The sequence below is a fragment of the Acinetobacter sp. ANC 4216 genome (assembly GCF_004331195.1).
Lineage (GTDB): Bacteria > Pseudomonadota > Gammaproteobacteria > Pseudomonadales > Moraxellaceae > Acinetobacter > Acinetobacter kookii.
On record NZ_SJOC01000015.1, the window covers coordinates 43,062 to 59,823 of the forward strand.

Sequence of the window (16,762 nt, forward strand, 5' to 3'; positions counted from 1 at the left end):
TTTGCTTAGGCTATTTTATAGATAGATATAAAAAAACCGTTCATTAGAACGGTTTGTAATTTGGCATCTTGTCATGCGGCGTGACGATACATTTTTCGGTAATTTTCTGCTTGAATTGATTACGGCTGGCTTCCGGATCTTGAGTGATTTCCTGCAATGGAAATGCATAAACCTGTTCAATAATATCCAGAATAAAGGTTTTGGTGATTTGATCTTCAATCTTGTTGGCGTGTTCTATAGCTGCCTCTTTGGTAATGGTATTTTGACGGTCATACATAATATTGTTTGCCGCATTACCCATACTCGTACAATAGCCTTTCCACTGCTCTTCAGGTGTTAATGGCTTCTTTTCAGTACAGCCCACCAAAGCAACCAATGCCATCAAAGTGAATAACTTTTTCATCAATATCTCTCCTGTTGCCTCCTATCATAATCAAAGTTAGGCAAAATACGAAATCATGGAAACCGGATATCCAGAAAAATCATGAGCGAAATAAGATGAATGATACAAATAAGATAAACCCTATTTTAGCTTAAGATATTCAATAAATACGTGGAATGGAACCTGGGTATGTTTTAACTCATCTGCTTTAAATGATGCACGCCATTTCAAATAATCAGTCAGTTACAAATTTCAGTTATAAAAAACAGCGATAGGTAGTCTATTCATTTGCATAAGCTCAAACATAGCTGTATGCTTAAGGATAACTAGAAAAATAGTTTGTTCTGGTAAATCTTCTTGTATTTCGCAGTTTTAGTCATAATCCTTCGTTTTTCAGATTTAAAGTTCCATTCTTCTTTTCAAGTTAAATTATCTGGCTTTTCAATAAGCTAAAAACATTTTTATAGGATTGTATTATGTCTAACACTGTAAAAGGCACTGTTAAATGGTTTAACGAAACTAAAGGTTTCGGTTTTATTCAACAAGAAAATGGCCCGGACGTTTTCGCTCATTTCAGCGAAATCACAGGTTCTGGCTTCAAAACTTTAGCTGAAGGCCAACAAGTTGAATTCAGCATCGCTCAAGGTCAAAAAGGCCCGAATGCTGTAAACATCGTAGCACTATAATTTTAAAATCACGCTTGCCTGCTGCAAGCGTGATTTTTTTAAGAAGCGAGAGTCAAACTCTCGCTTTTTTTGTGCTTTATAAAATGCTTATGCGCTAACTTATGGCGTTTTATTTAACAATTGATCTACCAGTTCATTGATTTTAGTTTCGGTACTCCGCCATTTATTTAATGCAAATCCTCCATTGCCTTTTAATCTGAAGGATGCTTCAGACACCTGGCGGCCATTCTGAATCAAGTTAAACCGTGCAGACACCATATATGGCGCAAGATCCCATGCTCTTAAAGCAGTATAATGCAGTGTAGTCTGACAGAAACTTAAATTATCGGTTTCTTTGTAGGTTTGTGCCTGAATGTTGTAGCGTGCAAAACTCTTCACAACCAATTGATCAAAATTATTAATGATGACTTTTGGATTATGAACAATACATACCTGCTTAATCGACTCCGGATGAAATCCAGTGCTGTTATTCACCTGAATAGCCGTACAACCGGTCAAGCCACTCGCCACCATTCCCACAATCAATAATTTTTTCATTCTAACCCTTCTTATAATTAATAATAAAACAGTAAAAACAATATTTTATATCATAAAAAACCGCCCGAAGGCGGTTAATGATGAAAAGAAGATCACAACGCTAAATTTAGAAACGCCAGTTCTGAGAACATTGTTTTGCAATTGATCTAATTAGCTATAAATAGCTGTAGATCATTGTTTTCAAATGTATTGTTTATATGCAATACTTCGCACTAACAACCATGAGCAGTCTACAAATACAATTCAACAGTCTACAAATCAGTCTACATTTTTTTCATGACTATATATGGGTATAATTTAGATGGGAAAAATAACTACAAGAGATGGATATGAAAACATGGACCTACTTTTATATAGAGCACACGATTAAGAATGGAGAGATTTTTAGGAAGGAGCCTGGGTGGGGTTTAAATTTGCAGAGTAATTATGTGGTTTTGAGTGGGGTGTGGAGTTAACCCTCACTTAGAGGGCTTATGAATCTTAATAAATGCATCAACCTTTGCAGCGCATTCAGCGCCGATTTCTAGACTTTCAACATAACGAGTCAGCAACTCACCCATTGTATTGTTTTCTAGAGCTTTGTATTCATCACATGGTACCAGCATGCTTGCGGGAATTGGCGGCAATGCGGGCGGCTTCAGCGATTGACATGCCATCATCGGTAAGCTTGCAATCAGTATAAATACGCTGAGTAATAACTTTTTGAGTTTCATGTTTTATATCCCTGAATTGGATTTTGATGTTTTGACGTTCGGCCTCAAGTTCTGTTTCAGCAGTTGAAACTTTTGTTCTCCATGCATTGATTGCACCTTGATAAGCATCATTTACTTTATTGATGCGTTCGGCACATTCAGCATCTGCGACTTTCAGCTTCCCGGACAAATGATTGGTATAGGCAATTTGCCCCACCCATAAAAAGAAAAAGACCGCTATTGCGGTCCAGTATCTGAATTTCCATAGGAATAAGAGTATTGGCATTATTTACTCCATTTTTTATAAGCATTACCAAGCTTCACGTCATAACTGTTCTTGGCATAAGCAGCACCGTTATAACCACGTGCAAAGGATTTCCAGTCTTTGTTCTTCAGAGCATTAACCAGGTTATTTACCTTGATGTACCGACACATAGCATCAAGCTGGGAGGCTTCATCTTTGTACATGGCGTTGATGAAGGTTTGTAACGATAGATAACCTAAAGCATGCCAGTGGTAACCCATCACTTGCCCGATTCCCCATGATGCAGATTCCAATGCTGAATCACGATGATATTGAGCAGCTGCATTTAATCGTCCATGCTGAGCCGAATACAGGCCATAAGCACCGGTAGACTTACTACATAAATCTGGTCGTTCAACACTGATTAGACTCAGATCGATATCACGTTTGTTTGCGATCAAACGCTGACGCATGACATGCCGTTCAAATAATATGACCGGTGTTCCGTCTTCATTAAAGCCAGAGCCTTTACACTCAACTTCAATCACCGCTCGGAGTGCTGCAACTTCAATACCCAATGCTTTGGCTTGAGCTGCAATTTGTGCTTCAGTCAGTTTCTTACTCATTTCTTATACTCACCTCTAATTTCACGAATGATTTCAATCAGCGTTCGACCTTCGCGCTGATCAATAAAATTGAATACCCAGCGGACCAATGCCCATCCCGGCAATCCACACGTAAAGAAGAATCCGCCAAGGGCGATCATTCCCCAAATATCAGTGACCCATTGATGTAGGCCAAACTTAATAATAATGAGTGCACCACCTGCCAGGCTTGATACCACTGTGCAAATCAGACCGGTTACCCATTCTTGTGGTGAGCGCGGCATTCGCATCATCAGTACAACAGTTGCAACCATGATGATAGCCAGTGTTGTGACTACCACCATTCCATAAAACTTTAAAAATGCAGCCACGCTGCTAGATACTGGTTCCACCTGTTACCCCTAATTTTTGGCAATAAAAAAGCACCCGATTGGGTGCCATTGGTTTGTTTTTACTTAAACTTCTATTTCTGAATGTGACCCGCTGGGCGCAGGTCGCAAGATAACTTGATTGGCAATAAATACCCGGGTACCTAAATTGTAAGCTGTACCCGATGTGCAGAGTACTGGACCGGATCCACCATCAACCTGTACCCGATATTCAGGATGATTCACCGATGTAATAGTGCCAATGTATTCAGCATGGGTTTGATTAAGAAGCTTTCGTAATTCGAATAAAGGATTATTCACGACTGATACGCTCCACTGTGATAGTTTCATTCACTTTTTCATGCGAGAAACGGCCACTCACACCATCAATGATACCCCACCACTGGCCATTAAAAGCAATGGTTTTACCTGGCAACATCTCGCCAATTTCTTGGCTTACCGGTAAGTCCGCGAAGGTGTGAAGCTCCTGAATATTTGCCTTGATCAACTCAGCCTTGCCGTAACTGGCACCAGATACCACGTTGAATAATGGTCCTGTGACTGCTTCCAATGGCACATCACCAGACGTACTACGCTGCAACACTTTCAAGCTTTCACCGCTGCGACTATTCACAATAGTAATAGCATTGAAATCAGCAATGTATTCATCGTTCTTCTTGATGTTCTGCTGCATCACAACACTTTCTGGCAACAGAATGTCATAGTCATTAACGGTCATCGAATCCCAGTAGCCTTTCTGGTACCGAGGCAAAATAGTGAGTGTGTTGCCGGATTTCTGGCTATAGATAAAGCCACCACCTGCATCAACAACCTGCTTTATTGCATCAATTGGCGCCAGTTCTGCATAACTCAGGCTTTCAGCAGGTACGATCCAGCCCAGTTCATCGATTAGTTTCCAGTCCAGGTTGGTACCGCTGTTCGCTCGATCCAGTTCCGCTTGAACCAGTTGCACAGAGGTGCGTTCGTTATCCTGAATAAATGAGCGTGAAGGCGCATATTTATCAGAGTTCAGCGCTGTGACACTTCGCCCTGGGTAAGTGTAAAGAACACTGGCAAAACGTCGGGTTTCTTCTGGATCTTCCAGCAGAATATGATGCTCAAATCCATTGATCATAACTTTGAGAACCACAGGCTGACCATTGATTGGTTGCAGCTTGTCTTTTTCGGTATGAGCTACGGTAATTGAGTAAGTCCAGCACCACTGCGACCGACTGGTACTGTATGTACCCTCCATGACCTTGATATTCTCGCCGGTGTCTAGTCGCACGGCTGTTAATGTATTCACGATATACCACCAGTTTTGTTTTGGCAGCGCTGGAATACAGTCATCTGCACCAAAATTTAAAACAACATTGTGTGAATCAACGTCATGACATAGACAGATGAAATTTAAATCACCAGTGCCCTCATACTTAGGTATTTCAGGCTTTGGCCAAGGTTGAACCGGATGCTTGCGATAATGAATCGCTTTGGCTTTATCCCAGGGAAAATCTGACTTGGTGACAATCTCAAGGCTTTTATCCCACTCAAACGAAAAACGATGCTCAAATACTTGAGCCACTTCATGTGAATAAGTAAAAGTCTTACGCCTGCGAATCATTTCTTGCCAAACAGCTTCGCGGTTATGGCGCAGCTTAATTGTTTCTTGATGCGCATAAAGCTGATGAATAAATCGCTTATCAGCTTCTTCCCAAATCACATACGCATCAGAACTTAAACCGGTCGCTTGTTCATGTAGCGATCTAATCGCTCGGGTTAATGAGCCTGCTTGCTCATGCTGAATAGTGGCCTGATTTGAAATCACCAAGCCCTGCTCATAAAAAAGAGCCTCGTTTGAGACTCTTAATATTGGCTTGGCCCAAGGGATTTTTGTCACACTCAAGCGCGTAATTGCTCGCCTAAATGATGTTGATGTAAATAACGACAAGCCAACAATGTGATTGATATCGAATAATGCATCAACATCAAAATTAATATCATCAAGCTGTATATCAACAATACAAAGATTAAGTGTGTATGTTGCCTCAATAGCAAAACTAAACTCGACATCTAATGTAGTATCAACTGAAGCAAAAACGATTGAGCCTTCAGTAAATATTGCATCAACATCAAATTGAAATACAGCATCTATTTTAAAATCTATCGTATTTGCTGCGTAATCAGGGTCATATGCGGCATGTAGGTCGTATGGACTTGTAAGTTGTGATGGCCCAGGTGTAACTTGATATGTCGCTGTGAGCGCATAAGGCTTATCATGCTCGTAATTGTCGCTCATACCTACCTACTGATCTGGAAATGGTATATCTATTGGGGTGTATGCACTAATATAACGCGGCACCCCTTTAGTAAGACGAAGCTCATCAAAATAACCATCAAACCACCAGTTGAAATCGTATTGCGCCCCAATAAATACACTTTGATTGGGTGCAAAATTAATTAGCGCGCCACTAGAATTACTGGAAACTAATACGCCATTTAAAAACAAACGATATGTCGCTCCATCATACGTAAATGCTAGTTTAGTTTTAGTATTTAGTGATGGTAACGGCCCAGACAGGAGCGAAACATAACCAAGAGGATTACTCTTTCGTATATCCACATATACCCCAGAAGAATCAAAATAAATGTGGTATTCGCAAAGTGATGTTACTCCGGAGTGCCATTTTGATAGCAAACCATTCGTACCACCACGAACGGAATTTATAGTGAATGTAAGCTCCAAGCAAAACGCCCCTCCAGCAAGTGACCATAAACTTCTATTTTCAGGAGCAACATATACGCTTGACCCATTCATACGCGCAGATTTACCTGCAACAGCATAATTATCTGAGTAAGAAAAATCTCCTGAGCCATACTTTTGATAGGTTGTATTTCCGCTAGCATCTGTTAAATTACCATCGAAGTGAAGCAAAGCTTTTACATAAGCCCAGTATTCATCACGTTCAGCTCGGATAGATATTTCAGAACTAAGAAAACTTGTGGCACCTCGCCATACGCGTACTTTATAGAAGTAAACATTACCTTCAATTACGTTGGTATCAACGTAATACATGGTCTTTAATCCAGTTGCGATAGGTGTAGGTAAATCAACATCGGCAACACCGGCCATACTTGTCATAGATCGAATAATATCGAACGAATCAAAATGACCAAATTGCGCAAACTCTAAACAATTAGCCGCCATATATTCACCTACGGTCTGATTTTAAATGAGTTAATCTGGAATGACCCACCAAGTGCAAAATTAGTATTGGCAAGCGCAATATCTGTACCCACAGTAAGATCTGCAGCAACTTCACCGGAACCGTTATAGATACGTGCCCAGGTTGTAGTACCAGCTTTGATTACAGTTGCTATGTCGGTTGGGTGTAGCTCAACATAAGTAGCTGTGACCTGTTTAATACATGGCTCTGGAAAAGTCAGTGTTACCAAAGCATTATTGGAATCGGCCGCAACTTCAGGATTGGCAGGCTGCGTGCCTTCATAAAAAATAACGGTAGCACTTTGGCTACCGCTATCCATAAAGCTTGCGAAGCTTTGTGCCATTGCTAGCTTAGCCTTATTGGAAGATTTACTCATTTCGGCACCACGTTATCTTGAATGACTGCGTTGAATTGTTGGTTCTTGTCAAAAGCCACAATAAAGACTCTTAAGTCCGCATTTAAACCTAAAAACTGATAATCGCCATTTATGTCAGGCTTTCGTACCGCAATTGGCTGTAAGTTTGCTTTGCTATACAAAACAACGGTTGCATCTTTATACTGCGCACCTAATTTATTTACAGAGCCTTTGATTTTCGCAATCACACTGGCTGCATTAAATTCCTGTAAAAATACCGATGATTTCATCACCTTCCGCGTCACTGACTTCATTCAATTGCCCCTAAATAATAATAAACACCGCCCACAAGGTTATTATCACCAGCAAAGCTGTGGACACTATCAGCAACAAAGCAATGGTTTTCCCCTAGTAATGCAGTGCTTGCCGTATGGGTAGCTAAGTATTTTCCAGAAAAATAAATATGTTTTAGGCTTCCGCGCAAGTAACCATCCTCTGAATAGAAGGGTATTTCAAGCGCGGATATAGCTGACGATGGATACAGATTGTTTACCCCACTCGTGGTTGTAGGTAGGATTCCTACCGCTAACGCGTGTGGGGAAAGAGGTGTAGCTAAGTCGTACTTTGGTACAAAAAATCTATTACTTGTTTGATCTGTTAGTAGAGGCATTGATCCGAGCTGCCGAATGGGCACTGATTCAGAGAGAGTGTTATTATTTGCTGCGTTGTCTTTCAGGGTAGTCATTAAGAACCAGTTAGGAATAACGTCACTTAATAGCGCTGAGCTGTATAAGCCACATCCCATAATCTGCTTGTTGGCTGAAAAGTTGGCTGGATTGAGTTGTAAATAAAAAGCATCAGAATCACCTGTGAGAGTAAAATTCCTAGACCCAGAAGCTGGTATGCTAGATTCGAGTGCGGTGTTATTTGGTGCTGCACTACCCCTCGCCCAATACCACTTCGCCCAACCTCGTACTACGGTCGCACCTGTGCCTGTTATTTTCCAATTTTTGGCGGGATCATTCGGATTAAAAGGTAACTGCAACACATCTGGCTTTTCATAATCATCAATATGATCCATGCGCTCTAGCAATCCGACCATGGCTGATTTAGCATAAGTTGGTGTATATACGCCCGTTGTGCCGTCTGGACTTGTCAAACTTTCATCAACACGAATAAACGGATGCTCTGAGCGTGGATTTTTTGCACGATAAACACGCTTCACATCGTTTGTGTCACGGAAAATGATGTCATATCCAAGTGATGCTAATTTTCCGGTGCCAATTGTAATAATTGCACGCTGAGCAATATCGTTTTTTGATTTTAAAATCAGTTGTGTAGTATTTGGTACACCTTTAATGCGGTATTTTTGATTAAGAGAACTTGGAGTAAATCCAGATAACTCTACCACCTGAAACAGCATTGCATTGTGTGCTGCATATAGAGTGATATGCACATCACCCTGTTCATCAATAGAAGCTGCTGTGATTTGAGTGAAATCAATACCTGTCACCAATGCTTTATCAAGCAGGCGAATTAAGTCACCCCAATTATTACCAAGGGTTAAGTCATTTAAGTGGCTAAAATATTGAACATCTACATCTGTCGCCATTTTTCTTCACTCATAAAAAAGACCGCATAAGCGGCCATATTTGATTTAACTTTTAAACCACGCGGTCAATATCACCACGTAGCATGATCTGAAACTGGTCTGACAGTACCGCTGGTTCCGATTGCTTTACAGTACGAATCACCCAGACTGGGAAGTTTGCGGCCACTGTATTAAAACGCAAGACATTGCCATTGGCCCAACCTGCACCCCAACCTTCTTTCTTGATAATGAAATACGGCACACCCGTCACCGGGTTTATTGGTGCAAAATCCACATTCACACTACCCGTACCAATCTGGCCAGAATATTCACCAATGCATCGAAACGATTGCGCATCGGTAAAGATTAATGCCCAGCGTTCTTGAATCGCACCTTTATTGGTGACCTGAAGTGGATAGAGCGAGTCGTTGTAATTAGCTAAAATGCTTGAGCTTGGCTCATCTGCCCAGGCATTACTCCAGGACCCTTGCACAAACTTACGTGTGTAACGTGCCTGCATATCACCAATGACTAAAGCAGATCCAACAATGGTATCAACAGCATCATAGTTATGGGTTAACGGCTTAGTGAATGTTAGCTGACCATTGATCTGTACGTCACGAATTAGGCCCATGTCTTGATAGCGGTATTTCACTGTTAGCGGTGCAACCAGATTACCCAGCACAAAATCACCACCCAGCGTTACGCGGCCATAGTCGTAATCAACCGTGTAAAGGTCAAAAGGCACTTTGGTTCCATTTGCATCTTCAAGTTCCGCCCACGAAATGCGCTGATCATTCAGATTATAGGTAGTGCCCGCAATTGCACTTGGTAGCTCTTGCGCTTTGCTTGAGCTAACAATTCCAATTCCCCCAACACGGAAAATCGGCACCCGGCCATCAATCGGCAAGCGGGTAGCAGATAGGCCTAAAATCTCAGAATCCAAAGGAATGTAGGTATAGGCCACTGCATTGTATCGCACTGATGAAGCGTCTACCCAAACTGGGACATTGATATAAGTGTCCGCAGCTTCTTGGTATTCAAGCAACGGGTCATACCAATCATTAGCCTCAATCTCTGCCCGGTTGGCTTCAGTGATTTTAGTTTTGGTGTAAAAGTAAATCGTGACAAAACCATTGTCCCAGTTCACCTGGCCATGAGCGCGACTGGTTTCAATCACCCCATTTTCATCAGCGGTCAGTGTGAGTTGTCCGTATTCAAGCGATGCAACAACGATAGTCATCGACTGCGGGCGAACCGGAATGATTGGTGTTCTAAAGCTGATCTTATTGATTGGCGGTAGATCGGTTGTGGTGATCAGAGATTCAAGCATTAATGAATTGGTTTGCCCTGGTGTCCATGAGCTTAATTCAATCTCACCGGTACCAAGGCGGATCAAACCTGATTGAATACCGCTACCATTGCTTGGATTGATATCACGATAAACCAATCCATCACGATCAATAAAAGTGCTATTGCCCAGCTTAAAACGTACCGATCCAGATAAAATCTGCTCACTGAAACCATAGGTTAAATCAAACTTTAAATCACCACTCGTTATAGCTTTTGTGCCTGATGTGCTGCCTGAAGCATCGCGGTAATGCGCTTTAATTCCTGTCGTTTCAGAAAAAGCCTTGTAAGTTGTATTTCCAAGAGCAACATTACTTGGCTGTGATTGATAAATTGTCATATTTCCTCACTTAACCGGCAACATAATTTGCCCACGGGTTTGACTGTGGCTTATAGATAGTGGTTACTGTGGCTGTCGGCAGTGATGAGCCAGAGCCACTTTGGGTTGAACTGGAAAGGCTAAAAGTCTCAGGTGTCTTTTCATAGAAAGATGAAGTTAAAACAACCGGGGTTATGCTTACGGCACCTGTTGTGTAGTTGATTGTTCCCTGCACCTGGCCAAAAGCATCAATCAGCGAGCCGGAGCCATTGTCTGTAACCACAAGCGTAACCGTGTCACCCAATGCAGATGTAAGCGGTACCTCAATCATGACCGAGTTGGGTTGCAGTGCTGCACCGGTGCTAATAGTAAAAGCCAGCTGTTGATTGAAATCAGGTATGGCTGCTGGCACATCCTGAGTCTTTGCCTCACCGAACTGGTAGCTAAAATTAAATACAGTACCTTTTTGCGGTAACTGGTTTGGAATCAAAGCGCCTCTACCTAATGCAAAATTAATAAATCCTGTTGCATCACCAGTAAATTTACCGGCGTTATTTGAAGTTGCTGTTTTTGTCACACCTTCCAACACCCAAGTCACTGTCACGCTGCCAGCCAGAATAGCCTCTTGCAGAAGATCAAATTCAAACTTCGCAGGCAACACAGGCAGATTAGCACGCTGATAGGTTGCGATTGGTGTACCCCAGTTAAGCAGAATTGGTGTATCCACATCTGGCAAAGCACCAGTCGTCAATAACCACGAACCGGTTTCATAGTTGATCATGCCTGAACCAAAGGATGGGCTTAAAGCTTTGAGCTGACCCGATCCATCATCATGCAGGGTATAAAACTTGCCTTGACTCATGTATGAAATCGATAAAGCACCCGGAGCTGGAATCGGTATTAAAACCCCGGTCCAGTTGGTACTTTGGTTGTTCTGAGTTACCGGAATAGCTTGGCTCTGATAATACTGGTTTGGCGCTGCTGCTGGTTTGAAGGTAATACTCAAACTCACAGTTCCAGCTGGTGCAGATGAAGTCCACTGGATTAGACCGCGCTGGTAATCAATCGTTCCAACTTGGGTGCCTTGAGTATTCTTTAATAATCCGCCTTGATCGGTAATTTGCTGACCCTGCAAAGTGAATGATACGCTTGAAGGAATCACTGCAGAGCCGATATAAAGATTCTGGCTGACTCCAATCACTATATTCGGGTAACCAGCTGTAATAGTGCCAGTATTACCCGCAACCAGCACCACACTTTCACCTGCGGCATTGACATCAATAATCGGTGTTTCAGTCTGGGCCGACGGGATCAGTTGGGCAAAGATGCTTTTAGCATTGACTGTAAACTCACCTACATTTGCATTAGATGCTAGTGCAGTAGACGAGTAATACAACCCGGTATCGGCAACAATAGTGTCCCGGATAATGGTTTTTGATGTGCTGCCTGAATACCATTGACGCGCTGACAAACCTACAAAATCAATTTCAAGTGGATCGTTTAGCGAGTAAGTAGCTACCTTGTACTCAACATTTTTACCATCGATCACCATGACTGCAGTGCGTGTCTCAACCTTGGTAATACGCACATACTGCTCATATTCCAAAGCCTTGCCTTCATCACTGATCAGCACAATTGTGTCACCCACGGATGATTCAACTTCTTGCGGGAACATAGCCACCTGAAGTGATGACATGCCCTTCCAATGTGTATCCAGTGGTGTACCAGCAATCTGCCCGCCTTTGGCCAGATAATTCTCCACCCGGTTCTGGGCGGACTGACGTTCATCGGTCCAGTTTTTAGTACTGAATAGCAATGCCGATACGTTTGGATCTTCTGGCAGTTCAGATACAAAGACCGTTGCACCCATCAATAGATCAACATCTTCAGTAGTCACTGCTGGGAAAACTTTACGCATGGATACATCACCCATGGTGCGATCCATCTCAGATACATCGTTGAACAGGTTGTTACTAATACCATCTTGAACCACCACACCGGAGTATTTACCACCGCCATCCGAGTTATCAGTCAAGCGTTCAGACTTGTAAATCACTAAATCCTTTGTTTCAATCGCCATCGTTTAACTCCGTAAAGCGTAAGGTCACGTTGTAATAATCATCCAGTGATACCGCTGGAATCCCTTTAACCGGATCGGCATCTAAAGCCCCATCCTGGTGATTAAATTTGACCGTGAATTGTCGACTATCGTGTGGCTGCTCAAATTGCAACTTAAAGTTTTCACCCTGCAGTTTTGACCATTCCAGAACAGTTCGTAATTCACGCAGCTTGATCCAGCCCATTTCCTTATCTGCCGGCTGTAATGTAATCGGTCTGCCTGATTTCTTTTTCCCTTCTTGAATTACCAGAGAGCCATCGATTGCATAGTTTTGAGTCTGCTCAATAGCCTTCCAGGAGAATTCATCAGGCCATAAAAAACCGTCCTCTAGTGGGACGGTCTCTGATGTTGCTAAGCGAATAAGTTTCATGTTGATTTCGCCTGTATTTTAAGTTGGTTGATCAATTGATTCATTACTGATTCCTGTTCTACTGAGCCTGATAATGAGAGTGTCTGACCACCAAAATTAATGTTGTAGTTCACGTTTTTAGAAGCATCAGTTGAAGGGATATTGGTTGTTGGTGTGCTGATACTTGGTGCAAGACTGCTTAAAGTGATTTGACTCAACAATTCATTGATCTTGTTCGTACCGTTTTGAGTGGTAAGGCCTTTAGCGGCAGCTCTATCAAATTCAGCATTAATTAATGCTTTCATTGCGAGACTTCCATCACCGCCTAGACCACGCTCTTTAGCAGCACGATCCGCTTCCATGGCTTTGGACCAGATTGAGCCAGCCAATTTTTCAGCCTCTTTATCGCTATAACCCTTACTCTTCAGCTGTGATAAAACATCGGCTTTACTATAAGAGCTGTAGTTATAAATCCCTTTGCTGAGTGCTTCACCCTGGCGTTTCATCTCTGCATCAAACTGTTTGGATGCTGCTGCAACAGCATCACGCCATGCCTCTGTGGATGACTTGGCTTCTTCACGTGCGATTTGCCCTGCATGACGGTAGCCATCGCCGATTCCGCGGGCAGAATTCTCAACATTAGCATTAGCTTTTACCCACTCGGATGTAGTTTGGACTACCGCTTTGCCAGTATCACTAATTTCTACTGTTAAGCCATGACTTGCAGCCTTAGCTTGTACTGCAGCAATACGCGCCTGATCACCTGAAGCAATCGCAGCATTAAGCATTTGTGTATAGGCTTGCTTGATACCGTCTGCTGTAGCCCGCCCACTCTTACTCACTACATCAAAGTTTCTTTTTGCAACGTCTGCTGCTTCATTTAGTTGGTCTTTGGTTTTAATTCCAAGAGCATTAAATGCTGCAATAGCGGGGTTTAATGCATCTGGTAATTGCTGGGCTTTTTTCTCAATAAGCCCTAAACCTAATGCGACCTGTTCACCAGTAATTAAGCCTTGTTTCTCAAGCTCAATTAGTTTGGCTTTTGCATAATCCAATTCAGCACGGGTTTGAGCTGTATCAATCGCTTTATTTAGATTGGCGGATAAGGCTAATCCGGTATCAATACCCTTAGCTTTGTAGGCATCAAGATTATTAACTACAGTTTGCACATCATTATTTGCAGACTGAAATGCCAGTGAAAACTTACCTTGCAGCTGCTCAGTGCTTAAACCTGTGCGCTCTAAAGCTGCTTTCATTACCGCTTCGGTTAGTTGGGCATTTTTCTCCGCTTCCTTTGATGTTCCTGCAAAAGCTGCGCGCGCATTAGTCTCAAATACAACTAGGTCTTTACCATCCAGTGCCTTGCCTAAGCTCTGCTGAAGTTGATCACCTGTAATCTTCCCTTGATCTTTTAAAAGAATTAATGCGGTAACCGAGTCATTAATGCTTTTGGTTGAGTCAAACTTCATAGCTTGAGATATTTTCTCTAAAGCATCTTTTGTTGGTTCACCTTTTTTAATTAACTCATTAAATTCTGTAACCAGTTTTTTAGACTGCTCAGTTAATTGATAGGCTTTATCTCGGCTCTTTTCAGCTGCTTCAGCAATTAATTTTTTACTATCAGCTAAAGCTTTTGCTCTAGCCTCAGATGCTAACTCTTGCTGTTTAAGTGTTTCTAGTGATTTGGCTAGCTCTCCATTATTGAAAACATAATCTTCAGTTTTTGCTGCAGCCTCACCCAACCATGTACCTATTGGCTGAAAAACAGTGGGGACCAAAACACCAATCGCTGTAACAGCTACACCCAAAGCACCCAACCGACCAACCATTGCCATGACTGATCCACTTGCGGCTGATGATGCGGTAGCTGCGGCTGCGGAGTTGGTTGCTAATTGAGTCTTAGCTACAGCTGCTGCACGTGTAGCAGTTGCATTTGCTAATTGTGCTTGCGTGTTTGCTACTACTACTGCTGTTTCTTGAGTGATAGCTACCGATGCTGCTCTAACGCCAGCCGCCTTATCTAGAAACACATTAGCAATATTGAGCGCCTTATAAGCAATGAATGCCTGTGCTGCAAGTGTTAGTGTTGAGACGATAGAATCTAGATTATCAGCGACATATTTAAGTGCCTCTGCTACTTTGGTGCTTGCCCCAGATGCTGCATCTGCTTCACCAATATAGGTGGTCCAAGCTGTTTTTAGGTTTTCAATTGATGCACCAATAGTTGCAGGGAACTTGGCAAATTCAGCACTAATTTTTTCAGATTGGCTTAATAACGCCTTTGTTACAACATCGGTAGTTAATTTTCCAGCTTCAGCCATTTCGCGCAATTTACCAATTGTTACACCTAAACCATCAGCCATTGCTTGTGTTAATCGAGGTGACTGCTCAATCATTGAGTTGAATTCGTCTCCGCGTAAAACGCCGGAGCCAAGTGCCTGATTTAATTGAGTGATAGCAGCCTCATTTGATGCAGCCGAACCGCCACCAACCTGAATTGCTTTATTAATCGTTTCAGTGAGTGCAAGCGCTTGTTCTTGAGGCCATTTCATCTCCTGACCGATCTTAGTCAGCCTGGCATACAAGTCACCTGTAGCTGTTAAATTTGAATTTGTAGCAATGGCGACATTTCTAACATCATCCATCGCTTTTTTTAGGTCTCCATGCGCACCTATAGCAATAGTGAGACGACCTGATAAATTCTTGTACTCATCAGCTGTTTGGGCGATTTCCATTGCCGATGTGCCAATGCCTAGTGCTGCAAGCGCACTAGTTAATGCGGTAAATCCAGTTTTTAACCCTTGAATTTCACCAGATGCTCGCTGAGTAAAGGACTCTGTTTGTTGTAATTCTTTATTGATTTCAGCAAGTTCTTGATCGAGTTTATTAATTTCAGTTGCTGTTTCTTGTGCTTGCGTTCCAAGGTTATCTATTTCCTTGGTAGCCTTGCTTGTGTCCCCAACAATATTTGCCGAACCTTCTTTTATTGCATTAAGTGCATCTTTAGCAGCCTTTTCTGACTGATTCATATTAGTAACAAATGCCTTCGTATCAGCATCCATCACCAGTTTAAAAGTTAAGTTTTTACCAGCCATGACAACCTCTAAATTTTAGGCATAAAAAAAGCGCAAAGATGCGCAAAAACAATAAAAAACCGCCTATAAAAGGCGGTTGGTATCTACTTAAATTCTACGAAGAATTGCTTCTATAAATTGACTTAAATGACAGAATCTTGACCTCATCACCACATCGAGCACAATGATTATCAAAACCTGCATAATAAATACGCATAAGCTCTGTTATGGTTTTGTCCTCTAGGTGTTCAAGCACGCTTGGATCAGAGCTTAGCAACTTAATTTGATTTATTAATTCTTGTCGCTCTGTTTGATAACGAAGGTAGTCCGCACCCATTTAATTCACCCTGAATTCTGCTCTAATATCTTCATTTGCAGGAAGTCTCCCAAGTTTTTTGAAACTCAGCAGGATCCACAACCTCCCCTTCAATCATCACAATTGTTGGTGTAGCAATAAATCGCTTAAATCCAGTATAACCACCAAAACCATTTTTACTGTTCACTTCACCACAATTACCGCTATGGTTTCTAATCTCTGCGCTGTTTGGGTCTTTTAGATGATTAAGTAGAGCCATACGAGAATTAGTTTGCTGCTCAATGACTGCAACCCTTGCTGACTTTTCAGTTGATGCACTAGTATTTGACTTAGGCATACCCATTACCACACCAAAAGCCAAGGCAACAAGTATTGCTAGACCAATCATCCATTTTGGAGTTGATGGCTTATATTCAGTGCCGCAAGAAGGGCAGTGAGTATCTTCAAATCTCATTATTTTCTTGCATGAATTGCAAACTTTAGTTGCCATAGCTACTTACCTCTTTATTTTTTAAGAGAATAACAACCAACTGTTAAAAAGTCATTCGGAT

General features: G+C 42.0%; 17 protein-coding genes and 1 pseudogene. 1 reads left to right on the top strand and 17 read right to left on the bottom strand.

Annotated features, from left to right (window positions below; all coding sequences use genetic code 11):
* Window positions 1-43: 43 nt before the first annotated feature.
* Window positions 44-403 carry a hypothetical protein gene (locus tag E0H88_RS12670; RefSeq protein WP_131274428.1) on the bottom strand — a complete coding sequence of 120 codons (360 nt, stop codon included), beginning with the start codon at window positions 401-403 and terminating at the stop codon, window positions 44-46.
* Between the two features lie 455 nt (window positions 404-858).
* On the opposite strand from E0H88_RS12670, the gene E0H88_RS12675 reads away from it, so the two are divergent.
* Window positions 859-1,068, top strand: a complete 210-nt coding sequence (locus E0H88_RS12675) for a cold-shock protein (RefSeq protein WP_092818258.1) — start codon at window positions 859-861, stop codon at window positions 1,066-1,068.
* A gap of 99 nt (window positions 1,069-1,167) precedes the next feature.
* Here E0H88_RS12675 and E0H88_RS12680 read toward each other — a convergent pair whose 3' ends face one another.
* The 16 genes and pseudogenes from E0H88_RS12680 to E0H88_RS12750 form a co-directional block, all read right to left on the bottom strand.
* A complete protein-coding gene (locus tag E0H88_RS12680; protein WP_092818259.1) occupies window positions 1,168-1,605 on the bottom strand; it encodes an Sbal_3080 family lipoprotein in 438 nt (145 codons plus the stop codon).
* A 458-nt stretch (window positions 1,606-2,063) separates the two neighbouring features.
* Window positions 2,064-2,264 carry an Rz1-like lysis system protein LysC gene (gene lysC, locus E0H88_RS16335; protein WP_502699736.1) on the bottom strand — a complete coding sequence of 67 codons (201 nt, stop codon included), beginning with the start codon at window positions 2,262-2,264 and terminating at the stop codon, window positions 2,064-2,066.
* Window positions 2,194-2,583 (bottom strand): hypothetical protein, encoded by a 390-nt coding sequence (locus tag E0H88_RS12685; RefSeq protein WP_131274429.1) that lies wholly within the window; start codon window positions 2,581-2,583, stop codon window positions 2,194-2,196. Before E0H88_RS12685 ends, lysC begins: the two co-directional genes overlap by 71 nt.
* Window positions 2,583-3,167, bottom strand: a complete 585-nt coding sequence (locus tag E0H88_RS12690; RefSeq protein WP_131274430.1) for an N-acetylmuramidase family protein — start codon at window positions 3,165-3,167, stop codon at window positions 2,583-2,585. The genes E0H88_RS12685 and E0H88_RS12690 overlap by 1 nt, the downstream gene beginning before the upstream one ends.
* Entirely contained in the window at window positions 3,164-3,538 is a 375-nt protein-coding gene (locus tag E0H88_RS12695) for a hypothetical protein (RefSeq protein WP_131274431.1), read from the bottom strand. The genes E0H88_RS12690 and E0H88_RS12695 overlap by 4 nt, the downstream gene beginning before the upstream one ends.
* A 63-nt stretch (window positions 3,539-3,601) precedes the next feature.
* The gene (locus E0H88_RS12700) at window positions 3,602-3,835 is read right to left on the bottom strand and encodes a hypothetical protein (protein ID WP_131274432.1); all 234 of its coding nucleotides are present in this window, start codon (window positions 3,833-3,835) and stop codon (window positions 3,602-3,604) included.
* Window positions 3,828-5,678, bottom strand: a complete 1,851-nt coding sequence (locus E0H88_RS12705) for a hypothetical protein (RefSeq protein ID WP_252152025.1) — start codon at window positions 5,676-5,678, stop codon at window positions 3,828-3,830. Before E0H88_RS12705 ends, E0H88_RS12700 begins: the two co-directional genes overlap by 8 nt.
* A 138-nt stretch (window positions 5,679-5,816) precedes the next feature.
* The gene (locus E0H88_RS12710) at window positions 5,817-6,719 is read right to left on the bottom strand and encodes a LamG domain-containing protein (protein WP_131274433.1); all 903 of its coding nucleotides are present in this window, start codon (window positions 6,717-6,719) and stop codon (window positions 5,817-5,819) included.
* Window positions 6,720-6,727: 8 nt separating this feature from the next.
* Window positions 6,728-7,114 carry a hypothetical protein gene (locus tag E0H88_RS12715; RefSeq protein ID WP_131274434.1) on the bottom strand — a complete coding sequence of 129 codons (387 nt, stop codon included), beginning with the start codon at window positions 7,112-7,114 and terminating at the stop codon, window positions 6,728-6,730.
* On the bottom strand, window positions 7,111-7,407 hold the full coding sequence (locus E0H88_RS12720) for a hypothetical protein (protein WP_131274435.1): 297 nt from the start codon (window positions 7,405-7,407) through the stop codon (window positions 7,111-7,113). The genes E0H88_RS12715 and E0H88_RS12720 overlap by 4 nt, the downstream gene beginning before the upstream one ends.
* Window positions 7,404-8,705, bottom strand: a complete 1,302-nt coding sequence (locus tag E0H88_RS12725; protein ID WP_131274436.1) for a hypothetical protein — start codon at window positions 8,703-8,705, stop codon at window positions 7,404-7,406. Before E0H88_RS12725 ends, E0H88_RS12720 begins: the two co-directional genes overlap by 4 nt.
* A 52-nt stretch (window positions 8,706-8,757) precedes the next feature.
* Window positions 8,758-10,374 (bottom strand): hypothetical protein, encoded by a 1,617-nt coding sequence (locus tag E0H88_RS12730; protein WP_131274437.1) that lies wholly within the window; start codon window positions 10,372-10,374, stop codon window positions 8,758-8,760.
* A gap of 139 nt (window positions 10,375-10,513) precedes the next feature.
* Window positions 10,514-12,433 (bottom strand): annotated as a pseudogene (locus E0H88_RS12735) (hypothetical protein); the annotation flags it as partial.
* Entirely contained in the window at window positions 12,423-12,842 is a 420-nt protein-coding gene (locus tag E0H88_RS12740) for a hypothetical protein (protein WP_131274438.1), read from the bottom strand. The gene E0H88_RS12740 and the pseudogene E0H88_RS12735, both read right to left, overlap by 11 nt.
* Entirely contained in the window at window positions 12,839-15,916 is a 3,078-nt protein-coding gene (locus E0H88_RS12745) for a tape measure protein (RefSeq protein ID WP_131274439.1), read from the bottom strand. The genes E0H88_RS12740 and E0H88_RS12745 overlap by 4 nt, the downstream gene beginning before the upstream one ends.
* 347 nt (window positions 15,917-16,263) lie before the next feature.
* A complete protein-coding gene (locus tag E0H88_RS12750; RefSeq protein ID WP_131274440.1) occupies window positions 16,264-16,701 on the bottom strand; it encodes a zinc ribbon domain-containing protein in 438 nt (145 codons plus the stop codon).
* Window positions 16,702-16,762: the final 61 nt, after the last annotated feature.

Bases quoted from the DNA above. Each gene is read 5' to 3' on its own strand.
- E0H88_RS12670 (WP_131274428.1), bottom strand. From the start codon at position 403: ATGAAAAAGTTATTCACTTTGATGGCATTGGTTGCTTTGGTGGGCTGT.
- E0H88_RS12675 (WP_092818258.1), top strand. From the start codon at position 859: ATGTCTAACACTGTAAAAGGCACTGTTAAATGGTTTAACGAAACTAAA.
- E0H88_RS12680 (WP_092818259.1), bottom strand. From the start codon at position 1,605: ATGAAAAAATTATTGATTGTGGGAATGGTGGCGAGTGGCTTGACCGGT.
- lysC (WP_502699736.1), bottom strand. From the start codon at position 2,264: ATGATGGCATGTCAATCGCTGAAGCCGCCCGCATTGCCGCCAATTCCC.
- E0H88_RS12685 (WP_131274429.1), bottom strand. From the start codon at position 2,583: ATGCCAATACTCTTATTCCTATGGAAATTCAGATACTGGACCGCAATA.
- E0H88_RS12690 (WP_131274430.1), bottom strand. From the start codon at position 3,167: ATGAGTAAGAAACTGACTGAAGCACAAATTGCAGCTCAAGCCAAAGCA.
- E0H88_RS12710 (WP_131274433.1), bottom strand. From the start codon at position 6,719: ATGGCGGCTAATTGTTTAGAGTTTGCGCAATTTGGTCATTTTGATTCG.
- E0H88_RS12715 (WP_131274434.1), bottom strand. From the start codon at position 7,114: ATGAGTAAATCTTCCAATAAGGCTAAGCTAGCAATGGCACAAAGCTTC.
- E0H88_RS12720 (WP_131274435.1), bottom strand. From the start codon at position 7,407: ATGAAGTCAGTGACGCGGAAGGTGATGAAATCATCGGTATTTTTACAG.
- E0H88_RS12725 (WP_131274436.1), bottom strand. From the start codon at position 8,705: ATGGCGACAGATGTAGATGTTCAATATTTTAGCCACTTAAATGACTTA.
- E0H88_RS12730 (WP_131274437.1), bottom strand. From the start codon at position 10,374: ATGACAATTTATCAATCACAGCCAAGTAATGTTGCTCTTGGAAATACA.
- E0H88_RS12740 (WP_131274438.1), bottom strand. From the start codon at position 12,842: ATGAAACTTATTCGCTTAGCAACATCAGAGACCGTCCCACTAGAGGAC.
- E0H88_RS12745 (WP_131274439.1), bottom strand. From the start codon at position 15,916: ATGGCTGGTAAAAACTTAACTTTTAAACTGGTGATGGATGCTGATACG.
- E0H88_RS12750 (WP_131274440.1), bottom strand. From the start codon at position 16,701: ATGGCAACTAAAGTTTGCAATTCATGCAAGAAAATAATGAGATTTGAA.